Annotated in this window: 9 protein-coding genes, 14 tRNA genes and 2 rRNA genes; 1 reads left to right on the forward strand and 24 read right to left on the reverse strand. The window is 49.7% G+C overall.

The window, feature by feature from the left end:
- Positions 1-105: 105 nt before the first annotated feature.
- Complete coding sequence (gene katA, locus HYD27_RS13800; RefSeq protein ID WP_219216028.1) at positions 106-1,563, forward strand: catalase; 1,458 nt, start codon at positions 106-108, stop codon at positions 1,561-1,563.
- 150 nt (positions 1,564-1,713) lie between these two features.
- Here katA and HYD27_RS13805 read toward each other — a convergent pair whose 3' ends face one another.
- The 24 genes from HYD27_RS13805 to HYD27_RS13920 all read right to left on the reverse strand — a co-directional run.
- Positions 1,714-2,667: a helix-turn-helix transcriptional regulator gene (locus tag HYD27_RS13805; RefSeq protein ID WP_219216030.1), complete on the reverse strand. Its 954-nt coding sequence runs from the start codon at positions 2,665-2,667 to the stop codon at positions 1,714-1,716.
- A gap of 642 nt (positions 2,668-3,309) precedes the next feature.
- A tRNA-Gly gene (locus tag HYD27_RS13810) sits at positions 3,310-3,380 on the reverse strand.
- A 12-nt stretch (positions 3,381-3,392) separates the two neighbouring features.
- Positions 3,393-3,466: transfer RNA gene (locus HYD27_RS13815), tRNA-Pro, on the reverse strand.
- A gap of 201 nt (positions 3,467-3,667) precedes the next feature.
- Positions 3,668-3,744 (reverse strand) — tRNA-Arg (locus HYD27_RS13820).
- A 7-nt stretch (positions 3,745-3,751) separates the two neighbouring features.
- Positions 3,752-3,826: transfer RNA gene (locus HYD27_RS13825), tRNA-Gly, on the reverse strand.
- A gap of 399 nt (positions 3,827-4,225) precedes the next feature.
- On the reverse strand, positions 4,226-6,712 hold the full coding sequence (locus HYD27_RS13830) for a glycoside hydrolase family 31 protein (protein ID WP_219216031.1): 2,487 nt from the start codon (positions 6,710-6,712) through the stop codon (positions 4,226-4,228).
- A gap of 91 nt (positions 6,713-6,803) precedes the next feature.
- Positions 6,804-7,835, reverse strand: a complete 1,032-nt coding sequence (gene bglB / locus HYD27_RS13835; protein ID WP_219216034.1) for a beta-galactosidase BglB — start codon at positions 7,833-7,835, stop codon at positions 6,804-6,806.
- Positions 7,836-7,890: 55 nt separating this feature from the next.
- The gene (locus HYD27_RS13840) at positions 7,891-10,416 is read right to left on the reverse strand and encodes a hypothetical protein (RefSeq protein WP_219216036.1); all 2,526 of its coding nucleotides are present in this window, start codon (positions 10,414-10,416) and stop codon (positions 7,891-7,893) included.
- Between the two features lie 7 nt (positions 10,417-10,423).
- A complete protein-coding gene (locus HYD27_RS13845) occupies positions 10,424-11,239 on the reverse strand; it encodes a carbohydrate ABC transporter permease (protein ID WP_219216038.1) in 816 nt (271 codons plus the stop codon).
- Positions 11,236-12,096: a carbohydrate ABC transporter permease gene (locus HYD27_RS13850; RefSeq protein WP_375373916.1), complete on the reverse strand. Its 861-nt coding sequence runs from the start codon at positions 12,094-12,096 to the stop codon at positions 11,236-11,238. The genes HYD27_RS13845 and HYD27_RS13850 overlap by 4 nt, the downstream gene beginning before the upstream one ends.
- 106 nt (positions 12,097-12,202) lie before the next feature.
- A complete protein-coding gene (locus tag HYD27_RS13855) occupies positions 12,203-13,069 on the reverse strand; it encodes a helix-turn-helix transcriptional regulator (RefSeq protein ID WP_219216043.1) in 867 nt (288 codons plus the stop codon).
- Between the two features lie 67 nt (positions 13,070-13,136).
- Positions 13,137-14,441, reverse strand: coding sequence for an ABC transporter substrate-binding protein (locus tag HYD27_RS13860; protein ID WP_219216045.1), 1,305 nt, complete (start codon positions 14,439-14,441; stop codon positions 13,137-13,139).
- A 251-nt stretch (positions 14,442-14,692) separates the two neighbouring features.
- Positions 14,693-14,773, reverse strand: a tRNA-Leu gene (locus tag HYD27_RS13865).
- A 17-nt stretch (positions 14,774-14,790) separates the two neighbouring features.
- Positions 14,791-14,866, reverse strand: a tRNA-Lys gene (locus HYD27_RS13870).
- A 63-nt stretch (positions 14,867-14,929) separates the two neighbouring features.
- Positions 14,930-15,004, reverse strand: a tRNA-Gln gene (locus HYD27_RS13875).
- Between the two features lie 314 nt (positions 15,005-15,318).
- Positions 15,319-15,397: transfer RNA gene (locus HYD27_RS13880), tRNA-Asp, on the reverse strand.
- A gap of 76 nt (positions 15,398-15,473) precedes the next feature.
- A tRNA-Met gene (locus HYD27_RS13885) sits at positions 15,474-15,547 on the reverse strand.
- A gap of 32 nt (positions 15,548-15,579) precedes the next feature.
- Positions 15,580-15,655, reverse strand: a tRNA-Val gene (locus HYD27_RS13890).
- A 39-nt stretch (positions 15,656-15,694) separates the two neighbouring features.
- Positions 15,695-15,769 (reverse strand) — tRNA-Glu (locus HYD27_RS13895).
- A gap of 15 nt (positions 15,770-15,784) precedes the next feature.
- A tRNA-Ser gene (locus tag HYD27_RS13900) sits at positions 15,785-15,877 on the reverse strand.
- Between the two features lie 4 nt (positions 15,878-15,881).
- Positions 15,882-15,957: transfer RNA gene (locus HYD27_RS13905), tRNA-Asn, on the reverse strand.
- 3 nt (positions 15,958-15,960) lie between these two features.
- Positions 15,961-16,037: transfer RNA gene (locus tag HYD27_RS13910), tRNA-Ile, on the reverse strand.
- Between the two features lie 58 nt (positions 16,038-16,095).
- Positions 16,096-16,212 (reverse strand): 5S ribosomal RNA (gene rrf / locus HYD27_RS13915).
- A 145-nt stretch (positions 16,213-16,357) separates the two neighbouring features.
- Positions 16,358-16,438: ribosomal RNA gene (locus HYD27_RS13920) — 23S ribosomal RNA — on the reverse strand; the annotation flags it as partial.

The following is a 16,438-nucleotide window of genomic DNA, read 5'->3' on the forward strand; positions in this document are numbered from 1 at the left end:
CTTGTTTAAAATAATTCTAAATTAGGATTGAAATTTGAATTTTTTTTGATATTATAGTATTTATACTTAATCTAAAATCAAATCCTATTTAGGAGGAATGTTTACATGAGCGAGAACCATAATAAGCTGACGACAAGTTGGGGCGCACCGGTGGGAGACAACCAGAATTCAATGACTGCCGGGTCCCGGGGACCTACGCTGCTGCAGGATGTTCATTTGCTGGAGAAGCTGGCGCATTTCAACCGGGAGCGCGTTCCCGAGCGTGTAGTTCATGCCAAGGGTGCGGGAGCCCATGGTTACTTTGAAGTCACTCAGGACTTGTCCCAATATACGAAGGCGGCATTTTTATCAGAGGTGGGCAAAAGAACCCCTATGTTCATTCGCTTCTCCACAGTAGCCGGGGAGCTGGGCTCTGCCGATACCGTACGTGACCCGCGCGGCTTTGCTGTGAAATTTTATACCGAGGAAGGCAACTATGATCTGGTCGGCAATAATACGCCTGTTTTTTTCATCCGTGATGCCATTAAATTCCCTGACTTCATCCATACCCAGAAACGTCATCCCCAGACCCATCTGAAGAACCCCAATGCCGTTTGGGATTTCTGGTCCCTCTCGCCTGAGTCGCTGCATCAAGTGACGATTCTGATGTCAGACCGCGGCATTCCGGCCACTTTCCGTCATATGCACGGCTTCGGAAGCCACACCTTCAAATGGGTGAATGCCGAGGGCGCTGCGGTATGGGTCAAATACCACTTCAAAACTGAGCAGGGAATAAAAAATTTGGACGTAAAGCTTGCCGCACAAATCGCCGGGGAGAATCCGGATTATCATACAGAGGATTTGTTCAATGCGATTGATCTGGGAGATTTCCCGGCCTGGAGACTTCATGTGCAGATTATGCCTGTAGAGGACGCCGATACGTACCGCTTCGATCCCTTCGATGTAACCAAAGTCTGGTCGCAAAAGGATTATCCGCTGATTGAAGTCGGCCGCATGGTGCTGGACCGCAATCCCGAAAATTATTTCGCAGAGGTGGAGCAGGCTACCTTTTCTCCAGGCTCCTTTGTACCCGGAATTGAGGCCTCACCCGACAAAATGCTGCAGGGCCGGCTCTTCGCCTATGGCGATGCCCACCGTTACCGTGTAGGTGCGAACCATAACCAGCTGCCCATTAACCGCCCTATTGCCGAGGTTAATAACAACCAGCGCGACGGCGCGATGATCCACGGAAACAACGGCGGCGGTTCCGTCTACTATGAGCCGAACAGCTTCGGCGGAGCGGCTGAGTCGCCGGCGCATAAGCCGGCAGCTTTTGAAGTCTCCGGCCAGGCCGACAGTGTGTCCTATGATCACAACGATCACTACACCCAGCCCGGTGACCTCTACCGGCTGCTCAGCGAAGAAGAACGCGCCCGCCTGGTCAGCAATATCGTCGGCGCTATGGCCCCCGTTGAGAAGGAGGAGATCAAGCTCCGCCAGATCGGCCATTTCTATAAGGCAGATCCCGAATTCGGCCGGCGCATAGCCGAAGGGTTAGGCCTGACTGTGCCGCAAGGGGGGTAACCTCTTCACGCATTTGCACGAATAAGCCCCGGCCATAAGGGACGGGGTTTATTTTTGTTGCATACTAAGCTTAAATTACCTGCACTTGATTCAAGGAACGCTTCATAGCCGGTCCGGTAGTCTCCGCCCGCATCGGCTTACCGGACCTGCTCACTTCTGATACAGACTCATCCACTGCTCCAATTGCACCTTCAGCCCTTCTCTGGCCGAGGCCGGTTCCAGAATTTCCGCATTCGGACCATATTGCAGAATCCATTTGGTAAATTCCTTCTCATTATTGACAGTCACCTCAAACAGCAGGCTGCCGTCCTGCTCATCGCTCATCCGCGGATGCACGAACAGCTCTTCCTCCTTAATATACCGGGCGATTTCAGGATGAAAACGCACCTTGAACTTGATGTTCTTGTTGCCGCGGTCGATGGACCAGGTATTCTTCAAATACCCTTTAATATTAAAACCGCCTTTATTAAAGCTTCTGTCCGTCACCTCCACCTGATGAAAACGGCTGATGCGGAACGTCCGGATCGCGCCCTTGAGATGGCAGTACCCGATCAGATAAAAGCGCTGGTCCCGCGGAATCAAATAATAGGGATCAATCTCACGCTGTGTAAGGGCATTGCGGGATTGGGAATGATAGACTGCCCGGATGCTCCGCTGCTCCAGTATCGCGCCGATAATCGGCTGCAGGAAGTTCCGGCTCTCTTTGCGGTAGGCAGGTTTGCCCATTTGAATAATGTCGGCAATATTTTCAAGTATTCCATTTTGTTTCGATTTTTCTTTCAGATGGGTGCCCATGACCTTGTCATAGGCGGTATGGAAGCCTGGGGGGATTTTATCCTGATTCAATACAGAGGGCAAAAGAGAGAAGGCCAGCGCCTCCTGCTCGGAGAAATCCAGCGGATACAGAAAGAACTTCCCTAAGAACCTATAGCCGGTACCCCGGCCTTCATTCGTTACAGGGGCAAAATGGCTGATGATCTCCAAATCCCTGTAAATGGTCCTAATGTTCACATCACATCTGATCGCCAGCTCCGAGGCCATAATTCCGGGATTGGACTGGATCGCGTTGATAATCTTGAAGATTCGTATTACTTTGTCAGTCATCGATTGGGCTCCTTAGCTTCTGTTATTCATGCCGCCTGTGCTCGCCACTAATAATATAATAATATCAGTTCGCTTCACCTCCTGACTGCCAGCAAACATACAATACAGTGAATAGCACTAAAAAATAAGCAGGCCGGAACCTTCGGCAATATAAATCCTGACATTTAAAATAATTGAACAAGTGGAAACGGCTGCCGTCCGTAAGGGAAGGCAGCCGTTTCAGCGGGGAAGAGAAGGATAATGTACAGCGGTAACCTATTAATTCTTATCTTTGAATAAAAGGGCTATGCCGCCCATCACAGGACAGCGCAGCTGTTTGGGATTTCATAATTAAGGCAGTCGGTGGCCCTCCAGACCTTCGCACTGAAATCAGGCGGGAAGCCCAAGTGGAAAAAGGTAACTTAAATCTCCACCTATCCCCTTTTCCGCAAGCATTAGTGGGAAAAAGGATACCTAAATCATCCGATTCTCCCCCTTTCCGGGGAATACGCCGAAATTAATTCTACTTTTTCCCACTATTCCCTCTACCGCAGGCTTTTCATTCCAATTAAATGCACTTTTTCCACTTAATCTCCGCCCCCAGCAGTATAATTACACAAAGAAAAACCCTTGCTCCGCAAGGGTTCAGCACGTTAACAATTAAGCGGGTGATGGGAATCGAACCCACGCTATCAGCTTGGAAGGCTGAAGTTCTACCATTGAACTACACCCGCACAGGTGTAAAATCGGGATGACACGATTTGAACATGCGACCCCCTGGTCCCAAACCAGGTGCTCTACCAAGCTGAGCTACATCCCGTTAATTATTAAGCTCCAACGAACTCACTCATTCGAATCTTTAGGTCACTTTGATCAATCAAGAAGTATTAATGGCGCGCCCTGAGAGATACGGCCACTTACATGCCCGGTTGCGAAGCAGATGCTCACGAAGCTTAAGCTCCAACGAACTCTTTCGTTCAAATCTGTCTCAGGTCACTCGGATAATGCGTGAAGTATGAAATGGCGCGCCCTGAGAGATTCGAACTCCCGGCCTTTTGATTCGTAGTCAAACGCTCTATCCAGCTGAGCTAAGGGCGCAAAATTATGGAGCGGACGACGGGAATCGAACCCGCGACCCTCGCCTTGGCAAGGCGATGCTCTACCGCTGAGCCACGTCCGCAAAACATGGTGCGCGTGAAGGAACTTGAACCTCCTCGCCGTAAAACGCCATATCCTAAGCGTGGTGAATCCTTAGGAGTTAATTTCATCCGCTCGTTTTAGCGACATTTGTTATCATATCAGGTTTTCTCTTTAATTGCAAAGCTTTTTTGAAAGACCAAAACATTGATTGCTTAGGACAAGCAGAAACGGCTGCGCCGTCCTTATAGGACGGTATCCGCTACAGCGGGAAAGAGAAGGATAATTCATAGCGTGAAACATATAGATTTTTATCTTTCAAAGGAAAACCGTCCAAAACTGGACGGCTCCTTGCGTCAGGCACATGGATGAAATTTTGTCCTCTTATGCCTTTGAGCTCTGCCTTACTCAGGATCTTTCCCGATCCCGTGCTTCACGAGGCCTAAATTGAGATTAAATCCTTAACGTCGAAATCAATGCAAATCTCGTAATCCTCCCTCATATAGCCATGCTTGATTTTGGCGGCATGCTGTTCCATGTCATAATACCAGCCTTCCTCGGCGGCATCCCATTCATTCGGATCAAGCAGCTTCCGCAGCTTCTTGTCCTTCCAGCTTACCTGAACAGGAGCACTGTCCCTGCAGAGAACCTCCACAACCATCGTCTGCAAACCGGGGCTGTAGCTTCCTTCATGGACAAATGTTATTCGCGTATCCCTGCCCTTTTTTATGCCGATCATTGTCTTCAAGTATTCTCCTTTCCTATAATTGTTGCTGATGCCGTCATCGTCGTACCAGACAAAAGCGGCTTCCTCAGACGGCTCCACCAGCAAATGCATCTGTTCCACCGCATCTTGATGAATGTTCATAAGCCGGGGAGCCAACGGCACAACAGCACCGCTTCTCAAGAACATTGGAATTGACTCCATAGAAATTTCAATTTGGATCATTTGTCCCCCGGCATATCTCATTCTCGTATTCCAATCCACCCATTCAGCCCCGTTTGGCAGGTATACCTGCCTTGTCCTGGCGCCTTTTTCAAGCACATTGGCCACCAGAATGGAGGGTCCCAGCATGAAATCGAAGCTTTCATCCCATATCCGGTCATCGTGCTGAAATTCGTACACCAGCGGTCTCATGACCGGCGAGCCTTCCGTGGAAGCTTCGAACAGCAGGGAATAGAAGTATGGCACCAGCCGGTATCTTAACCGGATGGCATCCCGGATATACCGGGTGCAGGCAGAATACATCCACGGCTCCGTCACGGTATTGTCCGTATTGCAGGAGTGAATCGAAAACCTGGGTTGAAAGATTCCGTTCTGCACCCACCTTACGAACAATTCCGCCTCTGGAGCGGGACCGAAAAACCCGCCGACATCACAGCCCTGGTTGGCAACTCCGGACAGTCCCATGCCCAGCATAAGAGGAATATTGAACTTCAGGCTTTTCCAGCTTGTGTTATTATCTCCCGACCAGGTTTGGGCGCAGCGCTGAATTCCGGCGAAGCCGGCCCGATTGACGATATACGGCCGCACATCCGGGGCCACCTCCGCTATAGCTTCCCGGGCCACTTGCGCCATCAGATTCGGCATGATCGGCCTCAAGCCGTCAATGGTCTTCGGCTCGCCCTCGAAATGGCATAATGCCTTGGAATTATTAATTTCGTACTCATTATTATCGTTCCAGATGGAGCTGATGCCCAGTGAAATCACAGAGGCCTTCAGATGCCGCTTCCACAAAGCCCTGGCCCGGGGATTGGTAAAATCGACAAAAGAGGCCGGCCCCCCCCAAAAGCGGTCAACATGTGAGGTTTCTCCCTTCGGTCCCCTGATATAGGCTCCGGCCTCGTCAAATTCCCGGTACAACGGATGGGTTGTCAGCATACCCGGCTTGATGTTTGGCGCCAGCGCCGCTCCCTTTTCCGCCATTTGTTCAACGAATTGCTGCGGCTTGCCGAACCGGTCCCTGTTCCAGAGAAATCCATATCTTTTTCCGTCTTTGCCGATGGTATAACCGGAGGACAGGAAAAATCCGTCGCATGGAATTCCCTCTTCCCTGCATTTATCCATAAAGCCCAGGATAGCTTTGTCCGAATCCTGCTCCAATTCGGTGTAATACATCGTGGACCCCATATATCCGAGAGAATACTTGGCAGGCAGCATAGTCTTTCCGGTTAAATCCGTGTAATGTCTGACAACATCTTTAATGGCCGGCCCATATATAAAGAAGACATCCAATTCGCCGCCTTCTGCGCAAAAGTACGAATAGTTACTCCAGTAGCCGCTCCGCTCACAGCCCATATCAAATACAGATTCATGGGAATTATGATAAAATATCCCGCTGGCAGTCCCGTTTCCGCCGTTAAATTTAATATAGAACGGAATATGCTTATATAATGGATCGGTTATTTCGGAATCGTATCCGATGGTATCCACGTTGCTCATTCTCATCCTTCTGTGCTTTTTGTTCAAATATCCGGATTTTTCCCCGAAAGCGTAATAATGATCCTGTTCGTCCAGGCAGGAGTAGTGAAAAAGCCTTCCCTGAGCATCTCTGGCCTGAGCTTTCTCTTTTAAATCGGCATGCAGCATATTTCCGGACGCATCCGTAATTTCAATGGCGAATGGCTCTTTATATATCAATATGCGTAATTTCTCCATGGACAAGAGCAGATGGGTTCCCATATCGTCATATTGAACCGGAATAGCTTCAATTCTTCTCCGCTCGGGAACGAATGCATCCAATTTATCCTCCCAGGCTGTCAGTGCAAGCGTGTAGGAGGCCTCCTCCGGAAATTGCTCCTCAAAGGTACAGCGAATTCTGACGATTTCATTGGTGAGCAGCACAATTCGATATTTGGCGGCATTCGTAACCAATTCTAAATGATCGGCTCCATTAGTTGCATATAATAGCTTACGGCTTGTTCTCATCCGCTGCATGCACCTCTTTAATTATTTTATGACATTCTTTTTTGGAAAAAGGCGCATTCCCGCAAAAGGAAAACGCCGCTTATAAGGTTTTTCACTTGCAGGTGCCGGCCCAATGCAGTCCTTCTATTAGAATCAGGAGTGTTAATGCTTGCCCATAGGTCATAGGGGATACGGGGATATCTTTGTAAAATTGCGCATCATTTCCCACCGGAGTGCCGTAGGAAACCTCCTGCACCACTCCGTTGGCGTCGATCCGGCGGAGCACAGCCCGGAGCGCTTTTTGGCCGACCGGCAAATATTGCTGATTCAGGTACCCCTTGCGCACCGCTTTTAAAATACCGTAGCCGTAAGCAGCCGTACACGATGTTTCCACATAGGACGAGCTGTCGTCCAGCACCGTATGCCACATGCCGCTACCCGCCTGAAGCCCGGCAAGAGCCTGAACCTGGCGCTGCATCGTATCCAGCAAATACTGCTTGATCCCGTCCTCCAGCTCCACCATATCCAGGAAATCCACGATCCCGCAGGTGTACCAGCCGTTGCCCCGCCCCCAATGTACCGCTCCGTAATTATGCTTTCCGTTGAAGTCCCATCCATGAAAGAACAGTCCGCTATGACGGTCATACAAATATTTGATGTGAATCAGAAACTGCTTTTTCGCTTCTTCCACATACTCCGGCCGTTTAAAATATACCCCTGCCTTGGTTAAGAACAGAACGGACATGAATAAAGTATCGATCAGCAACTGCCCGTCATTGGAATCCCCGGTAATCATATGCTGAAACGCGTTATCCCCCGTCCGGATCAATCCGTTCTCCCTGTCAAATATCCACCGGCTCCACTCGTCGCATATGCGGATGTACTGCTCCTTGCCGGTCAACTCGCATAACGAAACCAGCGTCAGCAGTGGAGCGCAGGTGTTGACATTTTTTTCAGGCAAGCCCTCTGTAATATGCTTGTCAAACCAGTCCTGCAAAAATTGCAAGGTCCCCGCGTCCCCGGTTTCCTGGTAATACTGATACATGCCGTACAGACCGACTCCTTGCGGCCATTCCCACAGATGGATATCAATCAGGCCGATCGGATAAATTTCATCTATTCCGTCGTTTTTCATTGCTTTCATGGCATGAGACACTTGCTCAATGGCATGAAGTATTGTCTCTCGTCTCAATGGCAAGCTAACCCCTCTCTCTTCTCAGCAAGCGGCCGTTAACTCCACAGTCCCTGAATTGCAAGCTTTCGCCATTTACACTCAAAGGCTCCTGCCAGCCGAACCGTATTTCGCCGTACTTGTAATCCGTCAAGCAGACCTGCATCGTCTCTGTCGCTGCCACAACCGGCATGTTCAGCACTTCTTCAATATACTGCCGGAACGAGCCATGCTCTTGACGGGCCGCCGCCCTTATCAGCCAGATATTGCGCCGTCCCTCCGATACGAGCTCCCGCTCCCGGTTTATGCCTTCCCGGGTTAGCGCAAGTCCGTTTGCAGCGTAAACTGCGGTATAGGCTCCTTCGCTTTCACCGAAGAACCAGGACCCCTGCTGTTCAAAGCGGGTGAAGGCATAAGTCGGGAAATAAGCATGGGTATAATCTGCGTCATGCTCCGGATCAATGGCAAACATCAGGATTCCCAGCCCCTTGTACTGTCCCACCTTGGGCAGGATGCCATTCCCTGCCCAGAAGCAGGGCCGACCCGAGCCGTGAGCATAAACCTCTCCCGGATGGTTCACCCAGACCTGGGCTTCGGGGGAGAAGGCCAAGTGCAGCACATGCTCCTGATACCCCTTTAATCCTGGGCGGAAATCGGAGATGCTGGACATGACGAAGGAGGCTGTCCGGTAGTGGATAAGCTTGGCATACCCGTCTTTCCCTTGCTCCAGCTGAAACTCCAGCTCCTCCTCCGGACTTAGCCTGATCCGTTCGGCATAGGATTGCGGCGGCTTATAATCGGACAAATACAGCGGAACATTGAAGGCCGAGCTGTTGACATTGCCCACGCCGTAGCCCATCCACATCAGCGAGGTCGTGCCCGCCGAATAGTTGCCGACCAGCACCCTCTCATAGCTGCGGCCAAGGGTGGACATCAGGTAGCCTTCATGGGCTTCAGCCGTCATGTAGGAATACAACAGGTCCATGGCCCGCTTGGCCTGCCGGTGTATTTCCGGCAGCTGGGCCAGTTCATACAGCTGGACCAGCCCCAGGAAATCAATGGGGATATAGGCAGTGGAATTCCATTCGGCCAGCCCTTCGGCAAAGAAGCGCTGGAACCACTCCAGCAATTGCCGTTCTGCCTTCACCTGCCGCTGCGCTCCGGTCTCACCGCTGTTGGTGAACGTGCACTCGGGGAATAGCTGACCTGCCAGCAGCTGGCAGCTATGGAACAGCAGCGCATGATTCTCGCTGAAGAACCACATGACATCGTCGCCCGGTTCGTCGATCCAGTACCGGAAGCCAAGAATCGTCTCCTTGATCTCTTCCCAAAAAGCATCATCGAACAAACCTCTGTCACGGTAATCCCGCCACAACCGGAACAACGCGATTAAATAAAAGTCGGAGCAATCCTGCCTTTTTTGAATGCCGGCCAGTTCTTTCATAATCATTTCCCGCACTTGTCCGGGAGCATACCCTGTTTTCAGCCTGGCTATGGCTGTATGGACATTGGGAATTCCGAATGCGGCGACACACTCCAGCGCTGTCCGCTTGCGCTCCTCTATGGTCATAGCCTGGCTGTCCCGGGGCTGGAAACGACTGTTATGCAGCTCAATGCCGAACACCTTGCGAACCGCAGCCTTGCCAACGTGGGCAACCAGCTCAAAAAGCTGATACTCGGCTCCGAAATCATCGGTATGGCCCAGGCTAAGGCTGTGCTGTCCGGCTCCGAGAACCCGCTGCATGGAGTATTGGCTGTCAAAAAAGCTGGTATAGTTCACATCAAATAGGATGTCCCGGCTAAAGGGTTGGGTAAAGGCAAGTTGAATCTCTTCGTCAGTAACGCTGCTTTTGGGAAAATAAGCCTTCCCAAGAGCATGCTCCATGTCCAAAACAGCCCCGGCGCTCTCCAATTCCGTAAGCGGTACTCGAATTTCCAGGGAAGCGGAGCCGGTATACTCCAGCGTATAATGATAGAGCGTGTCCCGCTCCGCCAAATCCTCATGACAGACAAAGAACACATTCTCCCCCGCTTCCAGTTGTATTTCCACCTGAGTTTTCTGCTCCATATTTCTTGTAAAGGGTGTGAAATCGCATACCAGACGCCCGTTCACCCACAGCGCCACCCCCCCGCAGGTTTTCAGGTTGAACACCGCCTTATGCGCCATGGGACTGACAATCCCCGTATACGCATATCTCAATAAATGGGTCGGCACGTGATAAAATCCGGACTCCTCCACCCGCGGATTGCCCCACGGAAAATAGAGGTTCCACCTGGCTTCCGGATCCTCAAGGGACACACATTCCCCGGGAACCGGGGGCATAGCCAAAGAAAGCACCGGCTCAGAACTACGTCTGGCATCGACAAATTCCTTGCGGCAGGGATTCTCATGAATTGAAAAGCCCTTAATCAGCCAATCGTTGACATCTCCTTCCATGGTCATCGGCTCAAATCGTATATTTCGGGTCAGGATATCACTGAGAAGCCAGCGATTGATCACATCATACTGCATCCGGTGCGGATTATACGATAAATAGCTGCTGTTTATGGTCATGGTTCAGTCACCCCTTTATTCCTGTTGTGGCAATCCCTTGAATAAATTGACGCTGGAAGAAAAGAAATACGACAAGCACCGGAATCATTGTAATGCTGGACATAGCCAGCAGGCTTCCCCAATCAACGTTGTACTCCCCGATAAAGTTGGACAACGCAAGCTGAATCGTATATTTGGAGGGATCGCTAATAACGATGAGCGGCCACAGAAAATCGTCCCAACGCCACATGAATGAGAAGATAGCCAGAACCGCAATAATCGGCTTTGCAATCGGAACAATAAGGCTCTGAAAAATTCTCCATTCGCCTGCCCCGTCAATACGCGCTGCCTCCAGCAGTTCATCGGGAACGGACAGCAAGTACTGGCGGACCAGAAACACCCCGGTTGGCGTGGCGGCAGGAGGAATAATAATACCGAGCAGGTTATTATACAAACCCAGGAAAGAAATTACCTTGAAAATGGGAATCATGATGACCTCCAGCGGAATCATCAAGGTGGAGATGAAGCCGATGAGCAGGATCGTATCGCCTTTAAAGCGATATTTGGCCAAGGCGAATCCGGCCATAGTGTTAATCAGCACCAGCAGCAATGTAGACGTTATCGTAACAATAGTGCTGTTGAGAAAATAAGTTCCAAAATTCCCTTTATCGAAGGCATCGGCAAAGTGCTCCAATGAAAAGGTTCCGGGAAATAATGCCGGCGGCCAACTGTACAACTCTGTATCTGTTTTAAAGGAGGACAGCACGGTCCAGAGAACTGGAAATACCCACAGCAGAGCCAAGACGATTAATAGGATGTATGTACCTATATGGGCTTTTCTCATAAATTGGCTCCTCCCTTGGAAAGACGGAATTGCAGCGCCGAGAACATCCCGATGATGGCAAACAGAATGATCGACATGGCACTGGCCAATCCCAGCTCCTGCTTGGCAAAACCGGTCTCATATATGAACTGCACAATAAACGTGGTCTCCTTGCCGGGGCCCCCGCTTGTGAGAGCATACATGAGCGGATAGGCCTTAAACGCGTCAATAAGCGAGATCATCAGCACAAGCAGGCTCGTCGGCTTGAGCAACGGCAGCGTAATGCTCCAGAAGGCTGTCCGCCTGGATGCGCCGTCCAGATGGGCCGCTTCATACATATCGTGGGGAATCGATTGAAGACCGGCAATAAAGATGACCATAAAGAACCCGACTCTGGACCATAATGTAGCAATGACCACCGAAAGGTTGGCAAAAAACGGATGGGTCAGCCAGGGAACCGGGTCCCCTCCCAGCGAAGTAAACAAATAATTCAGGATGCCAAACGTATCCCCAAAAATCCATTTCCATGTCAAACCGACAATAATGTACGAGATCATTGTCGGCCAATAAATGATCGCCCGGAATATCCCCTTCATTCTTATTGGGCGAATCAGAAGCATGGCAACTCCAAGAGCCAGGATAAAGATCCCCGGAACAATAACTGCGGCATAAAGCCCGGTGCGGCCAAGGGCCGACCAAAATTCGCTGTTGGCCAACACCTCGGCATAATTTCCGAAGCCTAAAAACCTCATTTCGTTTAAGCCGTCATATTGATGAAATGAATAAACCAAACCAGCAATGGCAGGGATAACAATAAATGTTGCGAAAATGATGAAGTTAGGAAGAATGAACAAATACGGCGCCAGCCGCCGCTTAATTTTGTCCTTTCTCCATAAGGACTGGGGCCTGCTGCTTTGATTAGCTGATGCTTTGGACTGAGACAACTTATCCTCTCCTTTCCTGATTCTCTGTTCTTGAAGGAAGCTAATCCAAATGTGTCTTGCGGTACATCAGCGGGGAGACACCGGCATGCTGTTTAAACATACGGCTGAAGTGAACGGGGTTGCTGAAGCCGAGAAGCTCGGACAAAATCCCCACCGGTTCATCCGACAGCCGCAGCAGCTTCTTGGCTTCTTCAATCCGCTTGCGGGTAATATAGTTGTTGATGGAAACCCCGGTAACCTCCTTAAAGCAGTGGCACATATAATATTTGTTTAAATGCATCGTTCCGGAAAGGTCTTCCAGCGAAATGGATTTTTTGTAATTCTGGTTCAGATACATTAAAATCCGCCGTACATTCATCTCTTTCTGCGATTGAGCAGGGGCGGCAAGCAGAGAATATACTTCTTTCGATCTGCGGTAAATCTTGAGCAAAAGCTGAATCATCAGGCTTTGCATCATAAATTCGCAGCCGACAGCTTCCCTTTCCCTCTCGCTAAACATCATGGAGAAATGACTGTCTATTTCATTCATTCCGCTTTCCCCCCACCGGACCAGCAGGCCGTTGGGAAGAGCGAACAAATTCAAAAGCTTTGCCTGCAATTCTTCCCCGGCCAGTTCATGGATATATTCCGCTGTAAAATTGATATAGCTGCGAATATATGGTGTTTCTTTCATCGGATTCGGACGATGAAGCACTTCCCCCCTAAACAGCAACATATCACCAGGCTGCAGCTGATAAATTTCATTCCCGATAATGAAATTGCCGTTGCCTTGAAGAAAAAAATACATTTCATAGCCATCATGTGTATGAAGCGGCCAGCTGTTCTGCCATTCTGAAACCTGATGCCGAATGTATATGCGTTCCTGCCTCAATGCCTTGTTAGTGGGAAAATGGGCCTCATGTACCATGTAAGGCTATCACCCCTAATCACATGATTTTGTCGTAAACGGTTCCTGGAATTCTTTCGCTCTCAAGCTATTTTTCTTGCTCACTGATAACTTTGTCGATAAGCCTGGCGGTTTTATCCAAGGCCTCTTTTGCCGTTGTTTTTCCTGAAATCGCTTCAATAATATGGTCTTTTAAATCGGTTGAAAACTTGGGCACAATCTCTTGTTTGGACCAGTCATTAGCCGCCAGAGGAGTCGTATTGGCCAGTTCGTTCGCGAATACTTCGAACATTTCCTTGCCAAAAGCATAGTCCAGCTTCACGCTGTCCTTGCGGGGGCTGATGAACAATGACTCCTGGTTGTATTTTCCATTTACTTCTTTGGAAGACAAATATTGAATGAACTCTGCGGTTGCTTCTTCTACCCCTGTACCTTTAAAGCCCATCACATATTTACCGCCTGGAACGGAAGAGCGTATTTCTTGCTTCGGCATATAGGTGATGCCCCACTCAAAGTTATCGATATCCTTGTAGTTGCTGATCATCCAGTTGCCTGCCAAATGAACCGCTACCTGACCGGAGCGAAAGAGGTTATTCGGATTCTCGGAGCCTAGCCAGACAGATTTCGGCATGACCCCCTCTTCATGAAGCTTGATGAAGTATTCTAAAGCCTGCACGCCTTCGGGACTGTTGATTGCCGCTTTTGTACCGTCCTCGCTAAGCATGCTGCCGCCAAATTGATACAGCATAGTTGTCCATCTGTGGGGTGTGAAGTCCCACACCAATCCATATTTGGCTCCGCCCTTCTCCATAACCTGCTTGACGGCAGCGGTAAACTCATCCCATGTCCATATGTCCTCCTGGGAAGCAGGCACCTGCACCCCGGCTTGTTGGAACAAGGTCTTATTGTAAATCATACCGTTAGCAGTAAGGTCCATCGGTGAAGCAATGATTGCATTGTCAACGACATAATAAGGCTTGATGGAGTCCACAAACTGCGAAATAAAGCTGTCTGCATCACCCACATACGGTGTCAGGTCAAGGGCCTGATTGACAAACAGACCTGTATCAGTCATGCGTGCCAAGGCAGGCGGTTTCCCCCCGGAAATCATCGTCCGCAGCTTCGTCAGCAAATCTTTGTACGCAACCTCCACCAGATTGATCTTGACATGAGAATTTTCCTTTTGATAATCCGCTATAACCTCTTTAATCACATCTCCTTCAATCCCGTCAGTAAACCACAGAAAATCAAGGGTTACCTGCTTTTTTGCATCCGCAGTCTCCTGACCGCCCGAGCTGGAGCCCTCCGCATTCTTCCCGGAACACCCGGCTAAACTGATGGTTAACATGATTGAAAAAAGTAACAGCAAAGCCGATCTTACGCTATTGTTCATGAAGACTCCCCTTCTCTCAAATTGATAACGCTTTCAAGAAAATCATATCATAGGAGCTTCTTTCTGTAATATCGATTATTGCTGACAATTTAACGCATCTTGCTGGATTCAAATCAACACCTGTACGACTCCACATCCATTAAAAAGCTGCACCGCAAACGATATATATAAAACCGGTCATCCGCTTAAATGCAAAAAACAAGCCTGCTTAGATTGTGAGCAATCCAAGCAGGCTTGTTTTTTATGTACAATGCGCGTGAAGGGACTTGAACCCCCACGTCGTAAAACGCCAGATCCTAAGTCTGGTGCGTCTGCCATTCCGCCACACGCGCGCGCTTCAAAAGAAAAATGGTGAGCCATGAAGGACTCGAACCTTCGACACCCTGATTAAAAGTCAGGTGCTCTACCAACTGAGCTAATGGCTCTAACATATGGGCTAACCCCGGATGTTACTCGGCACCCTCACAGCTCAGCTTCACAGCATGAATTGGCTGGGGATATAGGAATTGAACCTATGAATGACGGAGTCAAAGTCCGTTGCCTTACCGCTTGGCTAATCCCCACTATTAAACATTACAGAATCGGGTCGATATTCTATACTTCAAGATATAGGATGCTCAATCCCTGATATCTTAATACCATAAAGATGGCGGAACAGGGCGGGATACTCTTCACTTCGTTGCGAGATTGCGAAGTGATGCTTACGAAGTTTATGCTCCAACGAACCCTGTAATGGATTCTCATCCCTGAAGCAAATAAAGATGGCGGAACAGGACGGGATACTCTTCACTTCGTTGCGAGATTGCGAAGCGATGCTTACGAAGTTTATGCTCCAACGAACCCTGTAATGGATTCTCATCCCTGAAGCAAATAAAGATGGCGGAACAGGACGGGATTCGAACCCGCGATCTCCTGCGTGACAGGCAGGCATGTTAGGCCAACTACACCACGGTTCCTCGTTAAGCACTGCCAGGGTCCCCGGAGAGTAATCGGAATACGCTACAAAGCATATCTTCACTTTTGGGGAATAAGTTGCGGGGGCAGGATTTGAACCTGCGGCCTTCGGGTTATGAGCCCGACGAGCTACCGGGCTGCTCCACCCCGCGTCAGTAATCATGTATTCCTCTGTATGCTGCTATGGTGGAGGCTGAGGGGTTCGAACCCCCGACCCTCTGCTTGTAAGGCAGATGCTCTCCCAGCTGAGCTAAGCCTCCATATGTTGTATGGCTGTATCTCAAGGGAAAATGATAAAATGGTGACCCGTATGGGATTCGAACCCATGTTACCTCCGTGAAAGGGAGGTGTCTTAACCCCTTGACCAACGGGCCATACTTTAAAAATAATGGCGGAGAGAGAGGGATTCGAACCCTCGAGACGCTTGTGGCGCCTACACGATTTCCAATCGTGCTCCTTCGGCCAAACTCGGACACCTCTCCATATTGGCTCCCCGAACAGGACTCGAACCTGTGACAACTCGATTAACAGTCGAGTGCTCTACCAACTGAGCTATCAGGGAAAATGGTGGGCCTTAGTGGACTCGAACCACCGACCTCACCCTTATCAGGGGTGCGCTCTAACCAGCTGAGCTAAAGGCCCTTCTATACTTATGTAATTATTATGGGCAAAAAAAATACCACAAATTATGTGGTTGTCCGCTTGGCGGCGTCCTACTCTCCCGGGACCCTTCGGTCCAAGTACCATCGGCGCTGGAGGGCTTAACGGTCGTGTTCGGGATGGGTACGCGTGGAACCCCTCCGCTATCGCCACCAAACGGGCACTTGCGCTGCAAATGCATGATTCAGGTCTCAGCATCGCCAAATGCTGAAAACAATTCGCTATCCTGCGGCCACTTGGACCTCATGAAGGAGAATTGATTCCTGAAAACTGAATCCGAAACGAATCTGCGTTTTATGTTCTTGGATAAGCCCTCGACCGATTAGTATTGGTCAGCTCCATGCATTGCTGCACTTCCACCTCCAACCTATCTACCTCGTCGT

This window comes from Paenibacillus sp. S150 (assembly GCF_019352175.1).
Classification (GTDB): domain Bacteria; phylum Bacillota; class Bacilli; order Paenibacillales; family Paenibacillaceae; genus Paenibacillus_AQ.